The organism is Staphylococcus auricularis, assembly GCF_001500315.1.
Lineage (GTDB): Bacteria > Bacillota > Bacilli > Staphylococcales > Staphylococcaceae > Staphylococcus > Staphylococcus auricularis.
In genome coordinates this window covers 1-22687 of record NZ_LLER01000019.1, presented here as the reverse complement: position 1 = coordinate 22687, position 22687 = coordinate 1, and the positions used below count along the sequence as shown (strand labels likewise).

At 39.3% G+C, this 22687-nt stretch carries 18 protein-coding genes, 8 tRNA genes, 1 rRNA gene and 2 pseudogenes; all 29 read left to right on the top strand.

The genetic code is table 11. The features are described 5' to 3' along the window. Positions 1-164, top strand: a pseudogene (locus tag APS80_RS11050) (hypothetical protein); the annotation flags it as partial. A 149-nt stretch (positions 165-313) separates the two neighbouring features. Further along, on the top strand, positions 314-1279 hold the full coding sequence (locus APS80_RS09140) for a ribose-phosphate diphosphokinase (protein WP_059107956.1): 966 nt from the start codon (positions 314-316) through the stop codon (positions 1277-1279). Positions 1280-1409: 130 nt separating this feature from the next. After that, positions 1410-2051 (top strand): 50S ribosomal protein L25/general stress protein Ctc, encoded by a 642-nt coding sequence (locus APS80_RS09135; RefSeq protein ID WP_059107955.1) that lies wholly within the window; start codon positions 1410-1412, stop codon positions 2049-2051. Positions 2052-2374: 323 nt separating this feature from the next. Further along, a complete protein-coding gene (gene pth / locus APS80_RS09130) occupies positions 2375-2947 on the top strand; it encodes an aminoacyl-tRNA hydrolase (RefSeq protein ID WP_059107954.1) in 573 nt (190 codons plus the stop codon). Positions 2948-2952: 5 nt separating this feature from the next. Then, the gene (mfd, locus tag APS80_RS09125) at positions 2953-6459 is read left to right on the top strand and encodes a transcription-repair coupling factor (RefSeq protein WP_370688020.1); all 3507 of its coding nucleotides are present in this window, start codon (positions 2953-2955) and stop codon (positions 6457-6459) included. Beyond that, positions 6446-7983, top strand: a pseudogene (locus APS80_RS09120) (oligosaccharide flippase family protein). Before mfd ends, APS80_RS09120 begins: the two are co-directional and overlap by 14 nt. Beyond that, on the top strand, positions 7983-9173 hold the full coding sequence (locus APS80_RS09115) for a MazG nucleotide pyrophosphohydrolase domain-containing protein (protein WP_059107952.1): 1191 nt from the start codon (positions 7983-7985) through the stop codon (positions 9171-9173). Before APS80_RS09120 ends, APS80_RS09115 begins: the two are co-directional and overlap by 1 nt. Further along, the gene (locus APS80_RS09110) at positions 9170-9433 is read left to right on the top strand and encodes an RNA-binding S4 domain-containing protein (RefSeq protein ID WP_059107951.1); all 264 of its coding nucleotides are present in this window, start codon (positions 9170-9172) and stop codon (positions 9431-9433) included. The genes APS80_RS09115 and APS80_RS09110 overlap by 4 nt, the downstream gene beginning before the upstream one ends. Before the next feature lie 14 nt (positions 9434-9447). Further along, positions 9448-9846, top strand: a complete 399-nt coding sequence (locus APS80_RS09105; protein ID WP_059107950.1) for an FtsB family cell division protein — start codon at positions 9448-9450, stop codon at positions 9844-9846. Positions 9847-9942: 96 nt separating this feature from the next. Continuing rightward, positions 9943-10335, top strand: a complete 393-nt coding sequence (locus APS80_RS09100) for a S1 domain-containing RNA-binding protein (protein WP_059107949.1) — start codon at positions 9943-9945, stop codon at positions 10333-10335. A 332-nt stretch (positions 10336-10667) separates the two neighbouring features. After that, positions 10668-11969 (top strand): tRNA lysidine(34) synthetase TilS, encoded by a 1302-nt coding sequence (tilS, locus tag APS80_RS09095; RefSeq protein WP_059107948.1) that lies wholly within the window; start codon positions 10668-10670, stop codon positions 11967-11969. Then, on the top strand, positions 11966-12505 hold the full coding sequence (gene hpt / locus APS80_RS09090) for a hypoxanthine phosphoribosyltransferase (protein ID WP_059107947.1): 540 nt from the start codon (positions 11966-11968) through the stop codon (positions 12503-12505). Before tilS ends, hpt begins: the two co-directional genes overlap by 4 nt. Before the next feature lie 182 nt (positions 12506-12687). After that, complete coding sequence (gene ftsH / locus APS80_RS09085; protein WP_059107946.1) at positions 12688-14838, top strand: ATP-dependent zinc metalloprotease FtsH; 2151 nt, start codon at positions 12688-12690, stop codon at positions 14836-14838. A gap of 101 nt (positions 14839-14939) precedes the next feature. Next, positions 14940-15809, top strand: a complete 870-nt coding sequence (gene hslO, locus APS80_RS09080; protein ID WP_059107945.1) for an Hsp33 family molecular chaperone HslO — start codon at positions 14940-14942, stop codon at positions 15807-15809. A gap of 111 nt (positions 15810-15920) precedes the next feature. Then, a complete protein-coding gene (gene cysK, locus APS80_RS09075) occupies positions 15921-16853 on the top strand; it encodes a cysteine synthase A (protein ID WP_059107944.1) in 933 nt (310 codons plus the stop codon). A gap of 269 nt (positions 16854-17122) precedes the next feature. Continuing rightward, positions 17123-17908, top strand: a complete 786-nt coding sequence (folP, locus tag APS80_RS09070) for a dihydropteroate synthase (RefSeq protein ID WP_059107943.1) — start codon at positions 17123-17125, stop codon at positions 17906-17908. After that, the gene (gene folB, locus APS80_RS09065) at positions 17905-18270 is read left to right on the top strand and encodes a dihydroneopterin aldolase (RefSeq protein WP_059107942.1); all 366 of its coding nucleotides are present in this window, start codon (positions 17905-17907) and stop codon (positions 18268-18270) included. The genes folP and folB overlap by 4 nt, the downstream gene beginning before the upstream one ends. Then, complete coding sequence (gene folK / locus APS80_RS09060) at positions 18270-18749, top strand: 2-amino-4-hydroxy-6-hydroxymethyldihydropteridine diphosphokinase (RefSeq protein WP_059107941.1); 480 nt, start codon at positions 18270-18272, stop codon at positions 18747-18749. Before folB ends, folK begins: the two co-directional genes overlap by 1 nt. A 12-nt stretch (positions 18750-18761) precedes the next feature. Further along, positions 18762-19766, top strand: coding sequence for a tRNA dihydrouridine synthase DusB (gene dusB / locus APS80_RS09055; protein WP_059107940.1), 1005 nt, complete (start codon positions 18762-18764; stop codon positions 19764-19766). A gap of 13 nt (positions 19767-19779) precedes the next feature. After that, entirely contained in the window at positions 19780-21267 is a 1488-nt protein-coding gene (gene lysS / locus APS80_RS09050) for a lysine--tRNA ligase (protein ID WP_059107939.1), read from the top strand. Between the two features lie 457 nt (positions 21268-21724). Further along, positions 21725-21839, top strand: a 5S ribosomal RNA gene (gene rrf, locus APS80_RS09045). Positions 21840-21851: 12 nt separating this feature from the next. Continuing rightward, positions 21852-21927, top strand: a tRNA-Val gene (locus tag APS80_RS09040). 10 nt (positions 21928-21937) lie between these two features. Further along, positions 21938-22013: transfer RNA gene (locus tag APS80_RS09035), tRNA-Thr, on the top strand. Positions 22014-22021: 8 nt separating this feature from the next. Next, positions 22022-22097: transfer RNA gene (locus APS80_RS09030), tRNA-Lys, on the top strand. An 18-nt stretch (positions 22098-22115) separates the two neighbouring features. Next, positions 22116-22187 (top strand) — tRNA-Gly (locus APS80_RS09025). Between the two features lie 10 nt (positions 22188-22197). Next, positions 22198-22283, top strand: a tRNA-Leu gene (locus APS80_RS09020). Between the two features lie 14 nt (positions 22284-22297). Then, positions 22298-22371 (top strand) — tRNA-Arg (locus APS80_RS09015). A gap of 27 nt (positions 22372-22398) precedes the next feature. Beyond that, a tRNA-Pro gene (locus tag APS80_RS09010) sits at positions 22399-22472 on the top strand. A 21-nt stretch (positions 22473-22493) separates the two neighbouring features. Further along, positions 22494-22569: transfer RNA gene (locus APS80_RS09005), tRNA-Ala, on the top strand. Positions 22570-22687: the final 118 nt, after the last annotated feature.

The following is a 22687-nucleotide window of genomic DNA, read 5'->3' as shown; positions in this document are numbered from 1 at the left end:
AAGATGCCTTTATCGGATGTAATACGAACCTGATCGCACCTGTGAGCGTAGGAGATCGCGCACTCACTGCTGCAGGTTCTGTCATTACAGATGAAGTGCCAGATGATAGCTTTGCGATTGCAAGAAGCAGACAGACAACTAAAGAAGGATATTATAAATCTTAATCAACTTGAATAAATAGAATATATAGCTGTTGTAGCTAATAGATAAGTTAGAGAAAATGCACGCGCACAACGAACGAGCCACAATCATAATCGTGTCACATTGCTCATGCGATAAATGAATTGAATTAACTAATTGGAGGACTATTAAAATGTTAAACAACGAATATAAGAATTCTTCTTTAAAAATCTTTTCACTAAAGGGGAATGAACCGTTAGCACAAGAGGTAGCGGACCATGTCGGTATTGAACTTGGTAAATGTTCAGTTAAACGATTTAGCGATGGAGAAATCCAAATCAACATTGAAGAAAGTATTCGTGGTTGCGACGTATTTATTATTCAACCAACATCAAACCCAGTTAACCTACATTTGATGGAATTACTTATTATGATCGATGCATGTAAACGTGCATCAGCGGCAAATATTAACATCGTTGTTCCTTATTATGGTTATGCACGTCAAGATAGAAAAGCACGTAGCCGTGAACCAATCACAGCCAAACTCGTAGCGAATTTAATCGAAACAGCAGGTGCAGACCGCATGATTGCGTTAGACTTACACGCACCTCAAATTCAAGGTTTCTTCGATATTCCAATCGACCACTTAATGGGTGTACCTATTTTAGCGAACTATTTCAAAAACAGCACAGATATCGACATGGATGAATGTGTCGTTGTATCTCCGGACCACGGCGGTGTGACGCGCGCACGTAAACTTGCAGACTTCCTAAAAACACCGATTGCCATCATTGATAAACGACGTCCAAAACCAAACGTTGCAGAAGTGATGAGCATCGTGGGTGAAATCAAAGGACGTACTGCTATTATCATTGATGACATTATCGATACAGCAGGTACAATTACATTAGCTGCACAATCATTGATGGATAAAGGTGCAAAAGAAGTTTATGCTTGCTGTACTCACCCTGTATTATCAGGCCCTGCCAAAGATCGTATTGAAAATTCAGCGATCAAACAATTAGTTGTCACAAATTCAATTCAACTTGATGATTCTCAAAAACCGGAAAACACAAAACAATTATCAGTAGCTGGACTACTTGCTCAAGCTATTGTCCGTGTTTATGAACGTGAATCTGTTAGTGTACTATTTGACTAAAAGTTAACTACCGTGTATAATGTGTACGTTCGTTATTTTACGGACGAATAAACACTTGCAAGCAACGATAGATGTTGATGGGCAAGTGAGGAGCTCGATCAGAGCAATATTTGAAAGGTGGAAATATATAATGACTGCATTGAAGTCTATTATCCGTCAAGGTAAACAAACACGTTCAGACTTAAAAGCACTTAGAAATGCAGGTAAAGTACCTGGCATTGTATATGGTTACGGTACTAAAAACGTTTCTGTAAAAGTAGATGAAGTTGAATTCATCAAAGTCATTCGTGAAGTTGGTCGTAACGGTGTTATCGACCTAGGCGTTGGTTCTAAAACAATCAAAGTCATGGTTTCAGATTATCAATTCGACCCACTTAAAAACAAAATCACTCACATTGATTTCTTAGCAATCAATATGACTGAAGAACGTACTGTAGAAGTACCAGTTCAATTAGTTGGTGAAGCTGTAGGTGCCAAAGAAGGTGGCGTTGTTGAACAACCACTATTCGACCTTGAAATCACAGCTACTCCTGACAATATCCCAGAACAAATCGAAGTAGATATCAGCAATTTAGAAATCAACGAATCTATTTCAGTTTCTGAACTTAAAGCTTCTAAAGATTACACAATCGAAAATGATGAAAACGACACAGTCGTTTCTGTTGTTCCTCCAACTGATGAACCAACAGAAGAAGAAGTTGAAGAAATGGAAGGCGAACAAGAACCTGAAGAACCAGAAGTTGCTGGTCAAAACGAAGAAGGTAAAGAATAATCGCTTTCTGACTGAACGTCGAAGTTAAATCATTTGATAATAAAGCATCTGCTCTTATGAAGAATAGGAGTAGATGCTTTTCTCGTTGTATTGAAAGTTACATTGCTTTCGCATACGCTCATGTGTGAATTTATGTTACTATTAAAATGATACCGAAATGATATACAAGGACGCTTCTACAACAGATGTAGTTTCATGAGAAGCGGTACGATTAAGAAGAGCCATGTATCAAAATGCATGGTAGACATAACGAATAGAGCAATTATTTTATGCAATATACATATGCACTATACATAAACAACGACTAAGGAGGGTTAGCATATATGAAATGTATTGTGGGTTTGGGTAATATCGGTAAACGATTTGAAATGACCCGACATAATATCGGTTTCGAAGTGATTGACCATTTATTAGAAAGCAACCACTTTGAGCTAGATAAACAAAAATTCAAAGGCGCCTATACGATTGAACGCTTAGGCAATGAAAAGGTCATGTTTATCGAACCCATGACAATGATGAATTTATCTGGTGAAGCAGTCGGTCCATTAATGGAATACTATAATGTGGAACCTGAAGATTTACTCGTTTTATACGATGACTTAGACTTACCACAAGGTCAGGTACGTTTGCGTCAAAAAGGGAGTGCAGGCGGACATAATGGGATGAAGTCCATCATTAAACGTATTGGCACAAATGAATTTAAACGCATTCGTATTGGTATAGATCGTCCGACGAATGGAATGAGTGTGCCAGATTATGTTTTACAAAAATTTTCACCCGAAGAAATGAAAACAATGGATAAAGTCATCGAACATGCAGCTCGAGCTGTCGAAGCATTTATTGAAAGTTCAAGATTTGATAACGTAATGAATAAATATAATGGTGAGATCAAGTGAAATCAATAATTACAGAATATATAAATAAAACCGAAAGATATCAAGAATTAGACGAGTTATTTGGACAAGCAAATATCCTAGTCACTGGGCTATCACCTTCAGCTAAAGCAACCATGCTCGCTGAAAAGTATTTAAGAAGCCCGGAACAGATGCTGATCGTGACAAACAATCTTTATCAAGCTGATAAATTAGAATCTGATATACTCCAATTTGTTGAAAGTGACGAAGTTTATAAATATCCGATGCAGGACATTATGACGGAAGAATTTTCAACACAAAGCCCTCAATTCATGAGTGAACGCGTTAGAACATTGACGGCGCTCGCACATGGTGAGAGAGGGTTATTTATCGTGCCGTTAAATGGTCTGAAAAAATGGTTAACACCGGTCGACATGTGGCAATCCCATCAACTAACTTTGAAAATCGGTGATGAGATCGATATTGATGAACTGCTTAATAAGTTAGTAAATATGGGGTATCGTCGTGAAACTGTCGTATCTCATATAGGTGAATTTTCAATGCGTGGGGGTATTATAGACATTTTCCCACTGATTGGTGAACCTGTACGTATAGAACTATTCGATACAGAAGTGGATTCCATTCGTATGTTTGATGTAGAATCACAACGTTCTCAAGATAATATGGATGAAGTGCATATTACGACCGCAAGTGACTACATCATTACGGATGACGTGTTGAGCCATACGAAAACACAGCTCAAAGCTGCTTATGAAGAGACCCGTCCAAAAATCGACAAATCTGTACGTAATGATTTGAAAGAAACCTACGAAAGCTTCCAATTATTCGAGGATAATCTGTTTGATCATCAAGTGTTACGCCGTTTAGTGGCATTCATGTATGAACAACCCGCAACGCTAATTGATTACTTCAAAGACAACGTCACAGTCGTAGTAGACGAATACAACCGCATCAAAGAAACAGAAACATCGTTGAACACAGAAGTTGAAGAATTTATGCAAAACTTAATCGAAAGTGGTAAAGGCTTCATCGGACAACGCTTTATGTATGATGATACCTTTGATCATTTACTCGAAGGTCATCCGATTGCTTACTTCACACTATTCACGTCTACTATGCCGGTGAAATTAAGTGATATTATTAAATTTTCATGTAAACCAGTTCAACAATTTTACGGGCAATACGATATCATGCGTTCAGAATTTAACCGTTACGTGCAACAAAATAATACGGTCGTCGTGTTAGTAGAGACTGAGAAGAAAAAAGAACGCATTCAAAGTATGTTGAATGAAATGCACATTCCTTCTACGATCGACGATACAAATGTCTCTGATACAGAAGGTAAAGTGATCATTACTGAAGGCAGCCTATCAGAAGGTTATGAACTGCCGTATATGCAACTGGTTGTTATTACTGAAAGAGAACTATTCAAAACGAAACAGAAGAAAAAACGTAAGCAACGTCAAACACTGACAAATGCTGAAAAAATTAAATCATATCAAGATCTTAAAGTCGGCGATTATATTGTCCATGTCCATCATGGTGTCGGCCGTTATTTAGGCGTGGAAACCTTAGATGTCGGTGGCGTGCATAAAGACTATATTAAACTTCAATATAAAGGGACTGACCAACTGTTTGTACCTGTGGACCAAATGGATCAAGTCCAAAAATATGTGGCTTCCGAAGATAAAACACCGAAGTTAAATAAACTCGGTGGTACGGAATGGAAGAAAACAAAAGCCAAAGTCCAACAAAACGTGGAAGATATCGCTGATGAACTCATCGCCTTATACAAAGAACGTGAAAAATCAGTCGGATATCAATATGGCCCTGATGGCGTAGAACAGCATGACTTTGAAATGGACTTCCCTTACGAGCTCACACCCGACCAAGATAAATCTATCGAAGAAATCAAACAAGATATGGAACGACAACGTCCAATGGATCGCTTATTATGTGGTGATGTTGGTTACGGTAAAACCGAAGTTGCTGTTCGTGCTGCATTCAAAGCTGTCATGGAAGGAAAACAAGTCGCCTTCTTAGTACCGACAACCATCTTAGCGCAACAACACTACGAAACATTAATCGAACGTATGCAAGACTTCCCAATCAACATTCATTTAATGAGCCGCTTCAGAACAACCAAAGAAAACAAAGAAACGAAAGAAGGCTTAAAATCTGGCGAAGTCAACATTGTCATCGGTACACATAAATTACTCGCAAAAGATGTGCAATATAAAGATTTAGGCCTTCTCATTGTCGATGAGGAACAACGTTTTGGGGTGCGCCATAAAGAACGTATTAAATCACTGAAAGCGAACGTCGATGTGCTCACACTCACTGCGACGCCAATTCCACGTACGCTTCACATGAGTATGTTAGGGGTGCGCGACTTATCTGTCATTGAAACACCACCAGAGAACCGCTTCCCAGTGCAAACGTACGTATTAGAACAAAACATGAGCTTTGTTAAAGAGGCGCTAGAACGCGAATTATCTAGAGATGGACAAGTATTCTATCTCTACAATAAAGTGCAATCTATATACGAAAAACGTGAACAACTTCAAATGTTGATGCCAGATGCACGTATCGGTATCGCACATGGGCAAATGACTGAGCGAGATTTAGAAGAAACGATGCTGAGCTTCATGAATCATGAATTCGACATTTTAGTCACAACGACGATTATCGAAACAGGTGTCGATGTGCAAAATGCGAATACATTATTGATTGAAGATGCTGACCGCTTCGGCTTAAGTCAACTCTATCAATTACGTGGTCGTGTCGGTCGTTCGAGCCGTATCGGTTATGCTTATTTCTTACACCCAACGAATAAAGTACTCAGTGAAACAGCAGAAGAACGATTACAAGCTATCAAAGAATTCACTGAACTCGGTTCCGGGTTTAAAATCGCGATGCGTGACTTGAACATTCGAGGTGCTGGTAACTTACTTGGTAAACAACAACACGGCTTTATTGATTCTGTCGGTTTCGACTTGTATTCACAAATGCTAGAAGAAGCGGTAAATGAAAAACAAGGTATTCCAGAGCCAGTGAATGAAGCACCCGAAGTCGAGATAGAACTCAATATAGATGCGTACTTACCTGCATCTTACATTCCAAGCGAACAAGCGAAAATAGAAATTTATAAAAAATTACGCAAAGTGGAAGATACCGAACAATTAATGGACATCAAAGACGAACTCATCGACCGCTTCGGAGATTATCCAGAAGAAGTCGCACGTCTGTTAGATATGATGGAAATTAAAGTGCATGCCTTACATGCAGGTGTAACTTCTGTGAAAGATACAGGTAAAGAGATCGACATGGTCTTATCAGAAAGCAGCACCAATGAAATCAACGGCGAAGTACTATTTAAAGAAACGATGCCACTCGGCCGTGCGCTCAAAGTGGGCGTCCAAGAGAACAAGATGAAAGTGGTACTCACAAAACAAAATAACTGGTTAGACAACTTGAAATTCCTAGCCAAATGTCTTGAAGAAAGTATGGCTATCGTGGATGAAAAAGTATAATCAATCCGCATTTGACGGTGTCGTGGTATTAACGGTAGCGCTCTTAATCGTGAAAGTGCTCAGCGCTGTATATCGTGTACCGTATCAAAACATACTCGGGGACGCAGGCTTATACGCCTTTCAACAAGTTTATCCCATCGTTGCGCTCAGTATGATACTCTCGATGAACGCCGTCCCAAGTGCGGTCACACAACTGTATAGTCGTTCCCGCGATGAAGTGATTTATTCTAAACTATTACTCCGGATTCAACTCGTCGGTATTGCGGTGTTTATCGTATTAATTTGTTTTGCGCCTCAAATGGCACAGCTGATGGGAGATGAACACCTCGCACCGATGTTAAGAAGTGCGAGTTTCAGCTTTCTTTTTATCGGTATACTCGGCGTGCTACGGGGTTATTTTCAATCGAAAAACCAAATGGCGATACCAGCCGTGTCACAAGTGATTGAGCAAGTGATTCGTGTTGCAATCATCATCGTCAGCATACTGATATTCATTCAATTTGATTGGTCTGTCTATCACGTTGGCGCGCTCGCCATTGGTGGTTCTGCGATTGGTTTCTTACTGTCATCTGTTTATATTTGGCGTAAAAAGCCGTTTACGATTTCATTTAAACGTCATAAACAGATTGAAATGCAGCCGTGGAGTAAACTTGTGATGGCTGTGATGATTTTTGCGGTGAGTCAGTTGATCGTCATCTTGTGGCAAGTGGTCGATAGCTTCACTGTATTAAATGGTTTACGTGATGCGGGTATATCCTTATCTCATGCGGTGACACAAAAAGGGGTTTACGATCGAGGTGCTTCATTCATTCAGATGGGGCTAATCGTGACAACCACATTTAGCTTTGTGCTCATCCCGTTACTGACAAAAGCATTACATGATGAGGATATGGAACGCGTGGATCACTATGCGAATGTCTCAGTGAAGATTACTGTAGCTATCAGTACGGCTGCATGTGTGGGTTTAATCAATTTACTCCCGTTAATGAATCGTGTCTTCTTTAAAGAAGATACGTTGACGGGGACTTTAGCAGTCTACATGTTGACGGTCATTTGTGTATCGCTTATCATGATCTACATTTCACTGTTACAAGTGCGTAAACAAGAGGGCACTATTTTAATTGCGTTAATTATTGGTATGTTGACGAAAGCGCTCGCTAACATGATTCTGGTTCCTGCGATGCATATCATGGGTGCTAGTATTGCTACAGTCGTATCATTAATTATTTTCGTACTCATTTTACAACTGAAAATCTCACGCTTATATCATTTTAGCGCGATGATGCAATTTGTATTAAAATTAATCATAAGTATGATCGTCATGACGTTGAGTGTACAATGTATATTGCAACTCGTAGATACAGAAGGTCGATTCACAGGCTTCATCTTACTAATTGTCGCCGCTATCATCGGCATGATCGTACTTGGTGTGATGATCGTCATACTCCATATGTTTAGTGATGAAGAATTGCAGTACCTCCCAATGGGAAAAAATTGAGTCAATTGAAGAAGGGAAGACGTTAATGTCACACAAAATCACAGTGATAGGGTTAGGTAACTACGGATTAGACGACTTACCGTTAGGCATCTATCGCTTTATTGAAAATCAATCTATCATTTATGCACGTACACTTGATCACCCTGTGATTGAGTCGCTCTCAAATGATGTAACTTTCAAAAGTTTTGATGCCATTTATGAACAATATGATGACTTCAGTGAGGTGTACGATGCGATCGTGGCTGAACTGATAGAGCTAGCAGCAACAGAAGATGTCGTTTATGCAGTGCCAGGACATCCACGTGTCGCAGAAACGACGACCGTACGTCTTGCTGAGAAGGCAGCACAAGATCACTCGTTTGAGCTTGAAGTGAAAGGCGGTAAAAGTTTCATAGATGACGTCTTCACATCTGTCGGTCGTGATCCGAATGATGGCTTTACCTTACTTGATGCCACAGACATCAGCGCTGAGTTATTAAATGTACGTACCGATACATTGATCACACAAGTGTACAGTGCGATGGTAGCTGCAGATTTAAAACTCACACTCATGGAACGTTATCCAGATGAACATGTAGTTTATATCGTAAAAGGTGCGCATAGTGGCGGTTCAGAACTTAAAGCGATGCCGTTACACGAAATTGATTTCGATGAAGCATGGTATGATAATCTTACAAGTGTTCTTGTGCCACGTGTGACTGAGCCACAATCACTTTATGGTGACTTTGAGTTTGCAACTCAAGTTATCGATCACTTAGTCGATGATGAAAAAGGCTGCCCGTGGGATAAAGAACAAACCCATGATTCGTTGAAACGTTATCTCATCGAAGAGTCATTCGAATTATTCGAAGCGATTGATAATGAAGATGATTGGCATATGGTTGAGGAACTCGGAGATATTTTACTCCAAGTGCTACTGCATACAAGTATTGGTAAAAAAGAAGGCTACTTTGATATCACTGAAGTGATTCGAAGTCTTACTAGCAAAATGATTCGTCGTCATCCACATGTCTTTGGAGATGCAGAAGCGCAAGATACTGAGGATTTAAAAGAAATATGGGCAGATGCGAAAGCGAAAGAAGGTAAAGTGCCTCGCGTGAAATTTGAAAAAGTATTTGCAGACCATTTTATGAAATTATATGATGAAACTAAGCAACAATCACTTGATGAAGCGGAATTACGTCGCTACTTATCTCAAGGAGGAGAAAAACAATGAGAATCGATAAATATTTGAAAGTCGCTCGATTAATTAAACGCCGTACACTCGCTAAAGAAATGAGTGATCAAGGGCGCATTACCGTGAATGGTAAAGTGGCTAAAGCCGGTACAGATGTAAAAGAAAACGACGAATTAGAAATTCGTTTTGGACAAAAAATCGTTACTGTTAAAGTCACAGGATTAAGTGAACACGCGAACAAAGAAAATGCGAAAGGTATGTACGAAGTCATCAAAGAAGAGCGCGTTAGTGAAGCATAACGAGGAGGCAAGTTATGAGTAAAAAAGTGGAAAATATTGGAAACACTTATACTTCCGCGGAAAATAAAAAGAAACAACGTCAACAGATGAGAAAAAAGGTCGTGCGTAGACGTGTGATGGTTTTCGGCGGTCTTCTACTTGCTATTATCATCGTCCTCACTGTCATGATATTTGCTCAAAAAGATCAAAACGATCAAAATGCAGTTGAGCGACAACAGAAAGAAGAAAAATATCAAAAACAACAGGACGAAGAACTTGCACTCAAGGAACAACTGAATAATCTTAATGATGAAAATTATATTGAAAAGATTGCCCGAGATGAATACTATCTCAGCAACGATGGAGAGGTCATTTTTAAACTGCCAGATGACAAGTCGCAAGCCGAACGAAAATCATCTAAAGAGGACCATTAAAATTTATATTTGAAACACAATACCATTGTTAATTAGTGCAAACAAGCATATAATAAGGGTAAAATCGAATCAAAATCGGGAGGATTTATTTAGAATATGTCAATCGAAGTAGGAAACAAACTTAAAGGCAAAGTCACAGGTATTAAAAAATTTGGTGCGTTTGTTGAACTACCTGAAGGTAAAAGTGGTTTAGTTCATATCAGTGAAGTGGCCGATAAATACGTAGAAAACGTTGAAGATCATTTATCTGTTGGAGACGAAGTAGAAGTTAAAGTACTTTCTATTGCTGACGATGGTAAAATCAGTCTCTCAATTAAAAAAGCAAAAGATCGTCCGCGTAAATCAAATCACAAACCAAATCATAGACAAGATAAACCAGAAGACTTCGAGAAAAAATTAAGTAATTTCTTAAAAGATAGCGAAGATAAATTGACTACAATTAAACGTCAAACAGAATCAAGACGCGGTGGCAGAGGTTCTAGACGCTAAGGTTTATACAGATGACATGCTTTAAAATTTATGATTGCTTTCAATGAGTATCACTTGGGACATATCTGAAAGGATTTAATCGTGCGTAATATCCATGAATGAGATTATGGCACGCGATGCTTGTTCAAACAATCTTAAAGAAATTTAGGCACCTACAGGGTGGGATTGCGAAATCTAATTTTGAGGAATGCAATAAATGAAACGACGAGCTGTTTGATTTATTGTATGACTGACTGCGAATCAACATTCGGGTATCCTTATAAAGGTTTCTATCCTACTCTTTTTTATTGTGAAAAATAAGGATAAAGGATACACGAGTGGAGGTGAGATCAATGCAACTCGATACATCGCTTTGGCGTCAACAAGATCATATCGTCGTCGCCGTTTCAACTGGTGTCGATAGCATGGTGTTATTACACCAATTATTAACGACATATCGAAAAAGTTATCGTGAAATCACTTGTCTCCACGTCAATCACGGATTGCGTAAGGCTTCCCAGCAAGAGGCTGAATTTATTGAAAGTTACTGTGCTGAAAAAGAGATTCCACTTTATGTAAAGCAGTTAGATTTAAGTGATACAGTAGCTAAAGGGATTAGTATTGAGCAAACAGCGAGAGAAGCACGTTATCGTTGGTTCGATGCAATGATGCCCGACTTGAACGCCGACTGTTTACTCACCGCCCACCATGAAGATGATCAATTAGAAACGATATTTTACCGTTTGTTCTCAGGACGTTCGACGCGAAGTAGTTTAGGCATTGAGCCTTTGAGTGAGCGTGATGGGTATCAGTTAATCCGTCCGATGCTAAGCGTACCAAAGCGACATATTTATCATTACCAACAACAGCATGACGTCCCTTATTTTGAAGATCATACGAATCAAGATAATACCTACGTTCGCAATGATATACGTAATCGCATCCTTCCGACCATTACTGAAAATGAACACTTGGATGTCACGCAATTGTTAAAATTGAAAGCCTGGCATGATGAACAGCGTCAAGCCTTGCAGCAAGAGGTTTCGGCATTTATAAAGCACCATGCGACCGTCCATCCTTCAAAAACTGAGATTGCATTAGAACGTGAAGCATTTAACAACTTACGTTATTCTGTTAAAGTAGCAGTATTAGACTATCTTATGGGTCAACAGGATGGGGTGCATCATCCATTTTCCGAAAAGACGTACCAAGCATGGTTTGAGCAGGCAGCAAAAAACATTGCGCAAGTCCAGTTGTATACTACGGATAAATGGATAATTGAATTGGTATATGATAAATTTGTTATAATGGAAAAAAATGAGGTTGAAGTTCAATCACAGCAACTGGAACACGCAGGTAGTTATGCGTTTGGTCACTATGAGATCCAGATCAAGGGCACGATGTCTGCTGTAACGTATCCGCTCACAGTAAGAACAAAACGTGAGGGTGATCGATTCAAGCTCAATGGTCAATCAGGGCATAAAAAAGTGAATCGTTTATTCATTGATCATAAAATTCCAAGACATGAACGTCCGTTGATACCCATTGTAACGACAAAGCAAGGTGCTATCATCGCAGTTGGTACGTTATTTAAGGACAACGATTATCGTAATGATGTAGATATAAAATATGTGGGAGATGAACAGGAAAAATGAAAGAGGATTTGAAAGGAATTTTAATAGAGGAAGCGGAAATACAATCTATTTGCCGTGATTTAGGTGCCCAATTAACAAAAGATTATCAAGATAAACCACTGGTTTGTGTCGGCATCTTAAAAGGATCAGTGATGTTTATGGCTGATTTAATCAAACATATTGATACACAGCTATCTATTGATTTCATGGATGTATCAAGTTACCACGGTGGTACAGAATCTACAGGTGAAGTTCAAATTCTAAAAGACTTAAGCTCTTCTATTGAAGGTAAAGATGTGCTGATTGTGGAAGATATTTTAGAAACAGGTACAACGCTTAAATCTATTACTGAATTATTGAGAGCGCGTAAAGTGAATTCTATTGAAATCGTGACGTTACTCGATAAACCGAACAGACGTAAAGCAGATATCGAAGCGAAATATGTTGGTAAAAAAATACCAGACGAATTCGTTGTCGGTTACGGTTTAGATTATGATGAACATTATCGTAACTTACCTTACATAGGATATTTAAAAGAAGAAATCTACAGTAATTAACGTCAAAGAGGTGCTTCAAACCATCAATGAGCACTTCATTTTCAAAATAAAAATATAAGAAATAAACAAAGTGAAACAGACTTTGAAGGCACAATGAAACAAAGTTGAAATACTAGCCTAGAAATGAATTATTGTGTTACAATCTTTGTTAGCTTTATTATTGAAGTAGGAGGAAACATCGCATGCAGAAAGCCTTTCGTAATGTGCTCGTTATCGCATTTATCGGCATAATTATATTCGGTCTGTTTTCATGGTTAAATGGAAATGGCAATATGCCTAAACAGCTTACATATAATCAATTTGTGAAGCAGTTAGACAAAGGAGAGTTGAAATCACTAGAGATTCAACCCGAGCAAAACGTTTACTTAGTAAGCGGTAAAAATAAAGATGATAAAGAGTATTCATCTACTATTTTATTCAATAACAGTAAAGAATTAGAAAATATCACTGACAAAGCGAAAAGCCAAGATGATTTGAAATTCACTGTTAAAGAAGAAGAAAAGCAAAGTGTCTTCGTTAGTATATTAACAACCTTAATTCCAGTATTAATCATTGCATTATTATTCATCTTCTTCTTAAGTCAAGCCCAAGGTGGCGGCGGTGGCGGTCGTATGATGAACTTTGGTAAATCCAAAGCGAAAATGTACGACAATCAGAAAAAACGTGTGCGTTTCTCTGATGTAGCCGGTGCCGATGAAGAAAAACAAGAACTCATCGAAATTGTCGACTTCTTAAAAGACAATAAAAGCTTCAAAAAAATGGGATCACGCATTCCAAAAGGTGTGCTATTAGTCGGCCCTCCAGGTACAGGTAAAACATTACTTGCACGTGCTGTTGCTGGTGAAGCGGGTGCACCGTTCTTCTCAATCAGTGGTTCTGACTTCGTTGAGATGTTCGTCGGTGTAGGTGCGAGTCGTGTTCGTGACTTATTCGAAAATGCGAAGAAAAATGCACCTTGTATCATCTTTATCGATGAGATTGATGCAGTCGGACGTCAACGTGGCGCTGGTGTCGGCGGTGGTCATGATGAACGTGAACAAACCCTCAACCAACTCCTCGTTGAAATGGATGGATTCGGTGAAAATGAAGGTATCATCATGATTGCGGCAACAAACCGTCCTGATATCTTAGACCCAGCCTTACTTCGTCCAGGTCGTTTCGATAGACAAATTCAAGTGGGTCGTCCTGACGTTAAAGGACGTGAAGCGATTCTGCATGTACACGCTAAAGATAAACCACTTGATGAAACAGTTGATCTTAAAGCCATTTCACAACGTACACCTGGTTTCTCTGGTGCCGATTTAGAAAACTTACTAAATGAATCATCATTAATCGCAGTACGTGAAGGTAAAAGTAAAATCGACATGCGTGATATTGAAGAAGCTACTGACCGCGTTATCGCAGGTCCAGCTAAGAAATCACGTACCATCTCTGAAAAAGAACGCAATATTGTGGCTCACCACGAAGCCGGACATACCATCATTGGTATGGTATTAGATGAAGCCGAAGTCGTACACAAAGTTACGATCGTTCCACGTGGTCAAGCCGGTGGTTACGCGATGATGTTACCTAAACAAGATCGCTTCTTAATGACTGAAAAAGAACTACTCGATAAGATTTGTGGTCTCTTAGGTGGACGCGTATCCGAAGATATTAACTTCAATGAAGTATCCACAGGTGCTTCAAACGACTTTGAACGTTCAACTGAAATCGCACGATCTATGGTTACTGAATACGGTATGAGTAAAAAACTCGGACCATTACAATTCTCTAATAACAATAGCAACCAAGTGTTCTTAGGTAAAAACATGCAAGGCGAACCTGAATATTCAGGACAAATCGCTTACGAAATCGATAAAGAAGTACAACGTATCGTGAAAGAACAATATGAACGTTGTAAACAAATCTTGTTACAATACAAAGATCAACTAGAACTCATTGCACAAGCATTACTTAAAGAAGAAACATTAGTAGCAGAACAAATCCACTCATTATTCTATGAAGGTAAATTACCAGAAGTAGATTATGATTCTGCAAAAGTGGTTGAAGACGAAGACTCTGAGTTCGAGGATGGCAAATATGGTAAATCATACGAAGACATCCGCAAAGAACAACTTAGTATTGGTAAAAAACAAGAACAAGAAGATCGTAAAGCAGAACAAGATATCGAAGACGAAAAATCACGTCAAGATTCAGATGATGCTAGCGAAGATCACTCACAAGATAAAGATAGTGATGATAGCGATCAAGACACAACTGCACATGAACAATCACCTAACATCGATCAACCGGGTGATTCTAGCAATAGTTACGGTCCAAATGATAAAAATTAATTAAACAAGACAGTTGCAAAACTCTCTTCTTGCTATCATATTGATAACTAGGAAGAGAGTTTTGTTATACGCGTGACAAACAAAAGGAGAAGATAAGCAATATGACAACGGATTATATTACAAAAGCATTAGCGTATCGTGGACAAATCAGAGTATATAGTGCGATTACGACAGAGACTGTCCAAGAAGCTCAAACGAGACACTACACTTGGCCCACTGCTTCAGCAGCGCTAGGTAGAACGATGACCGCGACATTGATGATGGGCGCAATGTTGAAAGGCGATCAAAAATTAACAGTTACAATTAACGGGAATGGTCCAATTGGTCAAATCATCGCAGACGCCGACGCTAAAGGTCACGTAAGAGGCTATGTGACCAATCCACAAACCCACTTTCCACTCAACAATGTAGGCAAATTAGATGTACGTAGAGCAGTTGGGGTAGATGGCACATTACAAGTAGTCAAAGATGTCAGTATGAAAGATTACTTTTCTGGATCAAGTCCTATCGTTTCAGGTGAAATTGGTGAAGACTTCACTTATTATTTTGCAAAAAGTGAACAGGTCCCTTCTTCAGTTGGACTTGGAGTACTTGTAAACCCAGATAACTCAATCAAAGCAGCAGGTGGATTCATTATCCAAGTGATGCCTGGTGCAGATGAAAAAGTAATCTCTCACTTAGAAGACACGATCACAAATATGACACCCGTTTCAAAATTAATTGATCAAGGTTTATCTCCAGAAGAGTTGATCTATGAAATTTTCGAAAAAGAAGAAGTACAAATTCTAGAGAACGTTCCTGCCTCATTCGAATGTAAATGCGGGCATGATAAATTCCTTAAAGCGATTAAAAGCTTAGGTGAAGCTGAAATCGAGGATATGATTGAAAAAGATAAAGGTGCAGAAGCAGAGTGTCATTTCTGCCGCAATAAATATCAATACTCAGAAGACGAGTTAAAAGCATTATTATAAAGTGAACAAAAAGTCATTTATAGTTGTTTTTACAGAAATATCTGATAAAATAAAGATATATCCGAGAAAAAGAGTATGGTTTAATATTTATGAATTGAGGAGCGTGAAAGCATGACCCAAAAACCAGTAGATAATATTGTAGAAGTAATTGGCGGTACACCAGTAGTAAAATTAAATCATGTTGTAGACGAAGATGCAGCAGATGTTTATGTTAAATTAGAATATCAAAATCCAGGCGGCTCAGTTAAAGACCGTATTGCATTAGCAATGATCGAACAAGCTGAGAAAGACGGTAAAATCAAACCAGGTGACACAATTGTCGAACCTACAAGTGGTAACACAGGTATCGGACTAGCATTCGTATGTGCAGCTAAAGGATATAAAGCTGTATTTACGATGCCAGAAACAATGAGTCAAGAACGCCGTAACTTATTAAAAGCATATGGCGCAGAACTTGTATTAACACCTGGATCTGAAGCGATGAAAGGTGCTATTAAAAAAGCAAAAGAATTAAAAGAAGAACACGGTTATTTCGAACCACAACAATTCGAAAACCCTGCTAACCCACGTGTCCACGAATTAACAACTGGACCAGAACTTGTAGAACAATTCGAAGGTAAAACAGTCGATGCATTCTTAGCTGGTGTAGGTACTGGTGGTACATTAAGTGGTGCTGGTAAAGTGCTTAGAGAAAAATATCCAGATATTCAAATCGTAGCGATTGAACCAGAAGCTTCACCTGTTCTTAGTGGTGGCGAACCTGGTCCACATAAATTACAAGGTTTAGGTGCAGGTTTCGTACCAGACACATTAAACACAGATATTTATGACGACATTATCAAAGTTGGTAATGAAACTGCGATGGAAATGTCACGTCGTGTTGCAAAAGAAGAAGGTATCTTAGGCGGTATTTCTTCTGGTGCAGCAATACACGCAGCTATTCAAAAAGCAAAAGAATTAGGTAAAGGTAAAACAGTTGTCACTGTCTTACCAAGTAATGGTGAACGTTACTTATCTACACCATTATATTCATTTGATGACTAATGATTGCTATGGATTGAGATATCCATTTCAGTGTAGCGTGCAGCTCGTAAAATTCATGAGTCGGCTACGCTGAGCAATATAGCATAAGATTTAGGGCAAGAGGGTAATCTATGATGGGTTACACGCTTGCCCTTTTTATTTTTTGAACATACATAGTAAGATTTTTACATTTATTTTCGAGTGATGGATACTGAAAAAATGTGCATTTAACGTTATGATAAAAAGTAAGTCATACACTGAATTTTGACATAGACGGAAGGAAGTTGAACATGGGACATACGAAAATAATGGGTATACTCAACGTGACACCGGATTCATTTTCTGATGGCGGCAAGTTTAATACCGTTGACAAAGCGGTGGAACGTGCAAAAGAAATGATGGAAGAAGGCGCAGACATCATCGATATCGGTGGTGTTTCTACACGACCAGGACACGAAGAAGTTGAACTAGATGAAGAAATGGAGCGTGTCATACCTGTTGTCGAAGCGTTGGCTGAGTTAGATGTACAATTATCAGTAGATACGTTTCGCAGTGAAGTGGCAGAAGCCGTGCTTCAACGTGGCGTAACAATGATTAATGACCAATGGGCAGGCACATATGATGAAAACATGTTTAGTGTGGTCGCTCAATATGAAGCGGAAATGGTATTGATGCACAATGGGGACGGCGAACGCGATGAACCAGTCATGGATGAAATGATGGTCATGTTACTCAAACAAGCGAATAAAGCAGAAATGGCAGGGATCCCGAAATCGTCAATCTGGATCGATCCGGGGATTGGTTTTGCGAAAACGAGAGAAGAAGAACGTGAGGTCATGGCGCGTTTAGATGAGCTCGTTGCGACAGAGTATCCAGTCTTACTTGCGACTAGCCGGAAGCGATTCATCAAGGACATTGTGGATTATGAAACATCAGCTACTGATCGAGATGAAGCGACTGCTGCGACGACGGCTTATGGCATCATGCAAGGCATTCAAGCTGTGCGCGTACACAATGTGAGCTTAAATGCTAAGATTGGCCAAGCAATGGATGTGTTGAAGGAGAATGGACAATGAGTGATAAAATTTTTCTAAACGGCATGCGATTTTACGGCTATCATGGGGCGCTCCCTGCTGAAAATGAGATCGGTCAAGTATTTGTCGTGGACGTGACATTAGCAGTAGATTTAGCTGAAGCGGGAGAAAGTGATCGCGTTGAAGACACCGTTCATTATGGCGAAGTTTTCGAACATGTCAAAACCATTATGGAAGGTGAACCTGTAAATTTATTAGAGCATCTCGCTGAACGTATTGCAAAACGTATAAATTCACACTATAATCGAGTATTGGAAACTAAAGTTAAAATCACGAAAGAAAATCCACCTATACCAGGTCATTATGATGGGGTAGGTATCGAAATAACAAGGGTGAATCAATAATGGTACATGCGTATTTAGGACTTGGTAGTAATGTTGGGGATCGAGTCGCTCAGTTAGAAGAAGCTATTCGGTTGTTAAACGAAGCGGACAATGTCACAGTCACACAGCGTTCTTCCATTTATGAAACGGAACCTGTAGGCTATGTGGATCAGCCCCAATTTTTAAATCAGTGTGTCGAAGTTGAAACCAGCTTAACACCAAACGCGTTATTGGAAGTTTGCCAATACATAGAGCAACAATTGCATCGTGTGAGAACCATTCGTTGGGGTCCGAGAACATTAGATGTAGATATCTTACTTTATGATGATAAAATAATTAAGGAAGATGATTTAACTGTCCCACATCCGAGAATGTTAGAGCGTTCATTTGTGCTCATTCCCTTAAATGAAATAGCAGCAGATGTGATAGAACCACAGTCACAACAATCCATCCAATCATTTGTCGAAGCAGATGATTCCGTGAAGAAGTTTAAAGATTGAGAGGTCATAATCATGTGGAAAATTGGAGATGTAGAGATAAATAACCGCGTTGTGCTTGCTCCGATGGCAGGCGTATGTAATTCCGCGTTTAGATTAACAGTGAAGGAATTTGGCGCAGGATTAGTATGTGCTGAAATGGTTAGTGATAAGGCGATTCTTTTCAACAATCCTAAGACGATGAAGATGCTTTACATCGATGAAAATGAACGTCCATTATCACTTCAAATTTTCGGCGGTGAAAAGGACACATTGGTAGAAGCAGCAGAATATGTGGATCAACATACTACAGCAGATATTATCGATATCAATATGGGTTGCCCTGTATCTAAAATTATTAAATGTGAAGCAGGGGCACGTTGGTTGCTAGACCCAAATAAAATCTATGAAATGGTCTCTGCTGTCGTTGAGCGCGTAAACAAACCAGTAACATGTAAAATGCGTATCGGCTGGGACGAAGACCATATTTACGCAGTAGAAAATGCTAAAATGGCAGAAAAAGCCGGCGCTGCTGCAATCTCTTTACATGGACGTACACGTGTACAAATGTATGAAGGAAAAGCAGACTGGGATATTATTAAACAAGTTAAAGAAGCGGTCGACATTCCAGTTATTGGTAATGGAGATGTGACAAGCCCCGAACTCGCTGAAAAAATGCTTCAAGAGACAGGTGTTGACGCTGTCATGATTGGTCGTGAAGCACTTGGTAATCCATGGATGATTTATCGTACTGTTCATTATCTTGAAACAGGCGAATTAATCGGCGAACCTACTGTTGGAGAAAAAATTGAAATTGCTTTATTACATCTCCGTCGTCTAGTAGAATTAAAAGGTGAAAAAATCGGCGTTATGGAAATGAGAAAGCATGCGTCCTGGTATCTTAAAGGCATCAGAGGTAATGGTAAAGCACGTAAAGCATTGAACCAAGCTGATACTGAACAAGAAATGATTGATATCTTACATCAATTCGAACAAGACGTGAAAGCGAAAGAACAAGAACGCGTTGAGCAACAAGCATAAAGGAGCGAATAACATGTCAGAAGAAATGAACGACCAAATGCAGGTGCGTCGTCAAAAATTACAAGAATTAATTGATTTAGGGATTGATCCATTTGGTAAACGTTTCGAACGTAGCCATGTTGCATCACAATTAATTGAAGAGTGGGATCAATACTCAAAAGATGAGCTAAAAGAAAAAGAAGAAGAAAGCCATGTCAGTCTTGCTGGGCGTATTATGACAAAACGAGGCAAAGGTAAAACTGGATTTGGACACGTTCAAGATATTTCAGGACAAATCCAATTATACGTGCGCCAAGATGAAATTGGTGAAGAACAATACGATTTATGGAAAATAGCTGACCTTGGGGATATCGTCGGTGTAGAAGGTGTGATGTTTAAAACACACACAGGCGAACTCTCTATTAAAGTTCAAAACTTTACGATCTTATCTAAAGCGCTACGTCCATTACCAGATAAATATCATGGTCTTCAAGATGTAGAACAACGTTATCGTCAACGTTACCTCGATTTAATTACCAATCCAGAAAGTACACAAACGTTCATCAATCGCAGTAAAATCTTACAAGAAATGCGTAACTATCTAAATGAACGCGGTTACCTAGAAGTCGAAACACCGATGATGCACCAAATCGCTGGTGGTGCAGCAGCACGTCCATTCGTCACACATCACAATGCTTTAGATGCAACATTATATATGCGTATTGCTATTGAGCTCCACTTGAAACGTTTAATTGTTGGGGGCTTAGAAAAAGTATATGAAATTGGTCGTGTATTCAGAAATGAAGGTGTCTCAACACGTCATAACCCTGAGTTCACAATGATTGAATTATATGAAGCGTATGCCGATTTCCATGATATTATGGACTTGACTGAAGACATGATTCGACACATTACACAAAATGTATTAGGCACAGCTAGAATTTCTTATGATGGTCAAACCATTGATTTAGAATCTGATTGGAAACGTGTGCACATGGTAGATGCAATCAAAGAAGCGACAGGTGTAAACTTCTTTGACGTACACAGTGATGAAGAAGCTAGAGACTTAGCTAAAGAACATGGCATCGAAATCACTGAACACATGCAATACGGCCATATCGTTAATGAATTCTTTGAACAAAAAGTTGAAGAAACATTAATTCAACCTACATTCGTTTATGGTCATCCAATTGAAATTTCTCCACTAGCTAAGAAAAATCCAGATGACCCACGTTTCACAGACCGTTTTGAATTATTTATCGTAGGTAGAGAACATGGTAATGCCTTTACAGAATTAAATGACCCCATTGATCAACGACAACGTTTTGAAGCACAATTAGAAGAAAAAGCTAAAGGTAATGACGAAGCACATGAAATGGACGAAGATTACATCGAAGCTCTTGAATACGGTATGCCACCAACAGGCGGATTAGGTATCGGTATCGATCGTCTTGTTATGTTGCTTACAGATTCAGCAAGCATTAGAGATGTATTGCTATTCCCTTATATGCGTCAAAAATAAGAGTAGTGAGATAGAATATTGATATATTAAAGATGCGTCGATAGATGTTTGTCGATGCATCTTTTTTATTTGTGAATGGTTTGATGATGTTAAATGTTAGATTAGTTTTTTGAGAGCTATATGTGAGAGATGTGTAAATCGGTGGATTTGAATGAGATAGTAAAATGCAAGATATAAAAATGCTCATAAATAATAAAGATAAACTAGATATACTGTGGTATTGTTGTTTGAGATGTGCTATAATACATCAGGTCGAACAAATTAAAGAGCGACTTATTAAAGACGAATAAAAAAATATATATCATCTGTTGACAATATCTCTCAAATGATGTATTATAAAAAAGTCGTCAAAATTGATATGAACTTTGTAAATGACTTGTTAGCTCAGTGTTAACAAAGTGTAAAATTAACTGTTGTCAAACCTTACAAAAGGTTGTATCATTAATAAAGTAAGTTGTCTGGTGACAATGGCAAGGAGGTCACACCTGTTCCCATGCCGAACACAGAAGTTAAGCTCCTTAGCGCCCATGGTAGTCGGACTTACGTTCCGCGAGAGTAGGACGTTGCCAGGCAATCTATTAATCGGAGAATTAGCTCAGCTGGGAGAGCATCTGCCTTACAAGCAGAGGGTCGGCGGTTCGAACCCGTCATTCTCCACCATCTTAATAAAGCCGGCCTAGCTCAACTGGCAGAGCAACTGACCTGTAATCAGTAGGTTGGGGGTTCGATTCCTCTGGCCGGCACCATCTATAATGAGCCATTAGCTCAGTTGGTAGAGCATCTGACTTTTAATCAGAGGCTCAGAGGTTCGAATCCTCTATGGCTCACCAGTTAATTTTTATGAGAATGCAGAAGTAGTTCAGCGGTAGAATACGACCTTGCCAAGGTCGGGGTCGCGGGTTCGAATCCCGTCTTCTGCTTCCTTGTTTTGCCGGGGTGGCGGAACTGGCAGACGCACAGGACTTAAAATCCTGCGGTAAGAGATTACCGTACCGGTTCGATTCCGGTCCTCGGCATCATCTTGATATAAGCGCCCGTAGCTCAACTGGATAGAGCGTTTGACTACGGATCAAAAGGCTATGGGTTCGACTCCTATCGGGCGCATCAATATGATTTGATTAAAATGATATACGGGAAGTAGCTCAGCTTGGTAGAGCACTTGGTTTGGGACCAAGGGGTCGTAGGTTCGAATCCTGTCTTCCCGACTTTAACTTAAGTTTTATTTTGGGGGCTTAGCTCAGCTGGGAGAGCGCCTGCTTTGCACGCAGGAGGTCAGCGGTTCGATCCCGCTAGTCTCCACCATTTTTATTTTTTGAAGAAATGAACATTGAAAACTGAATGACAATATGTCAACGTTAATTCCAATAAACAACGATTCAATCGTTGATTGAACAAGTGTTGAAGAAACACATTTAGCAAA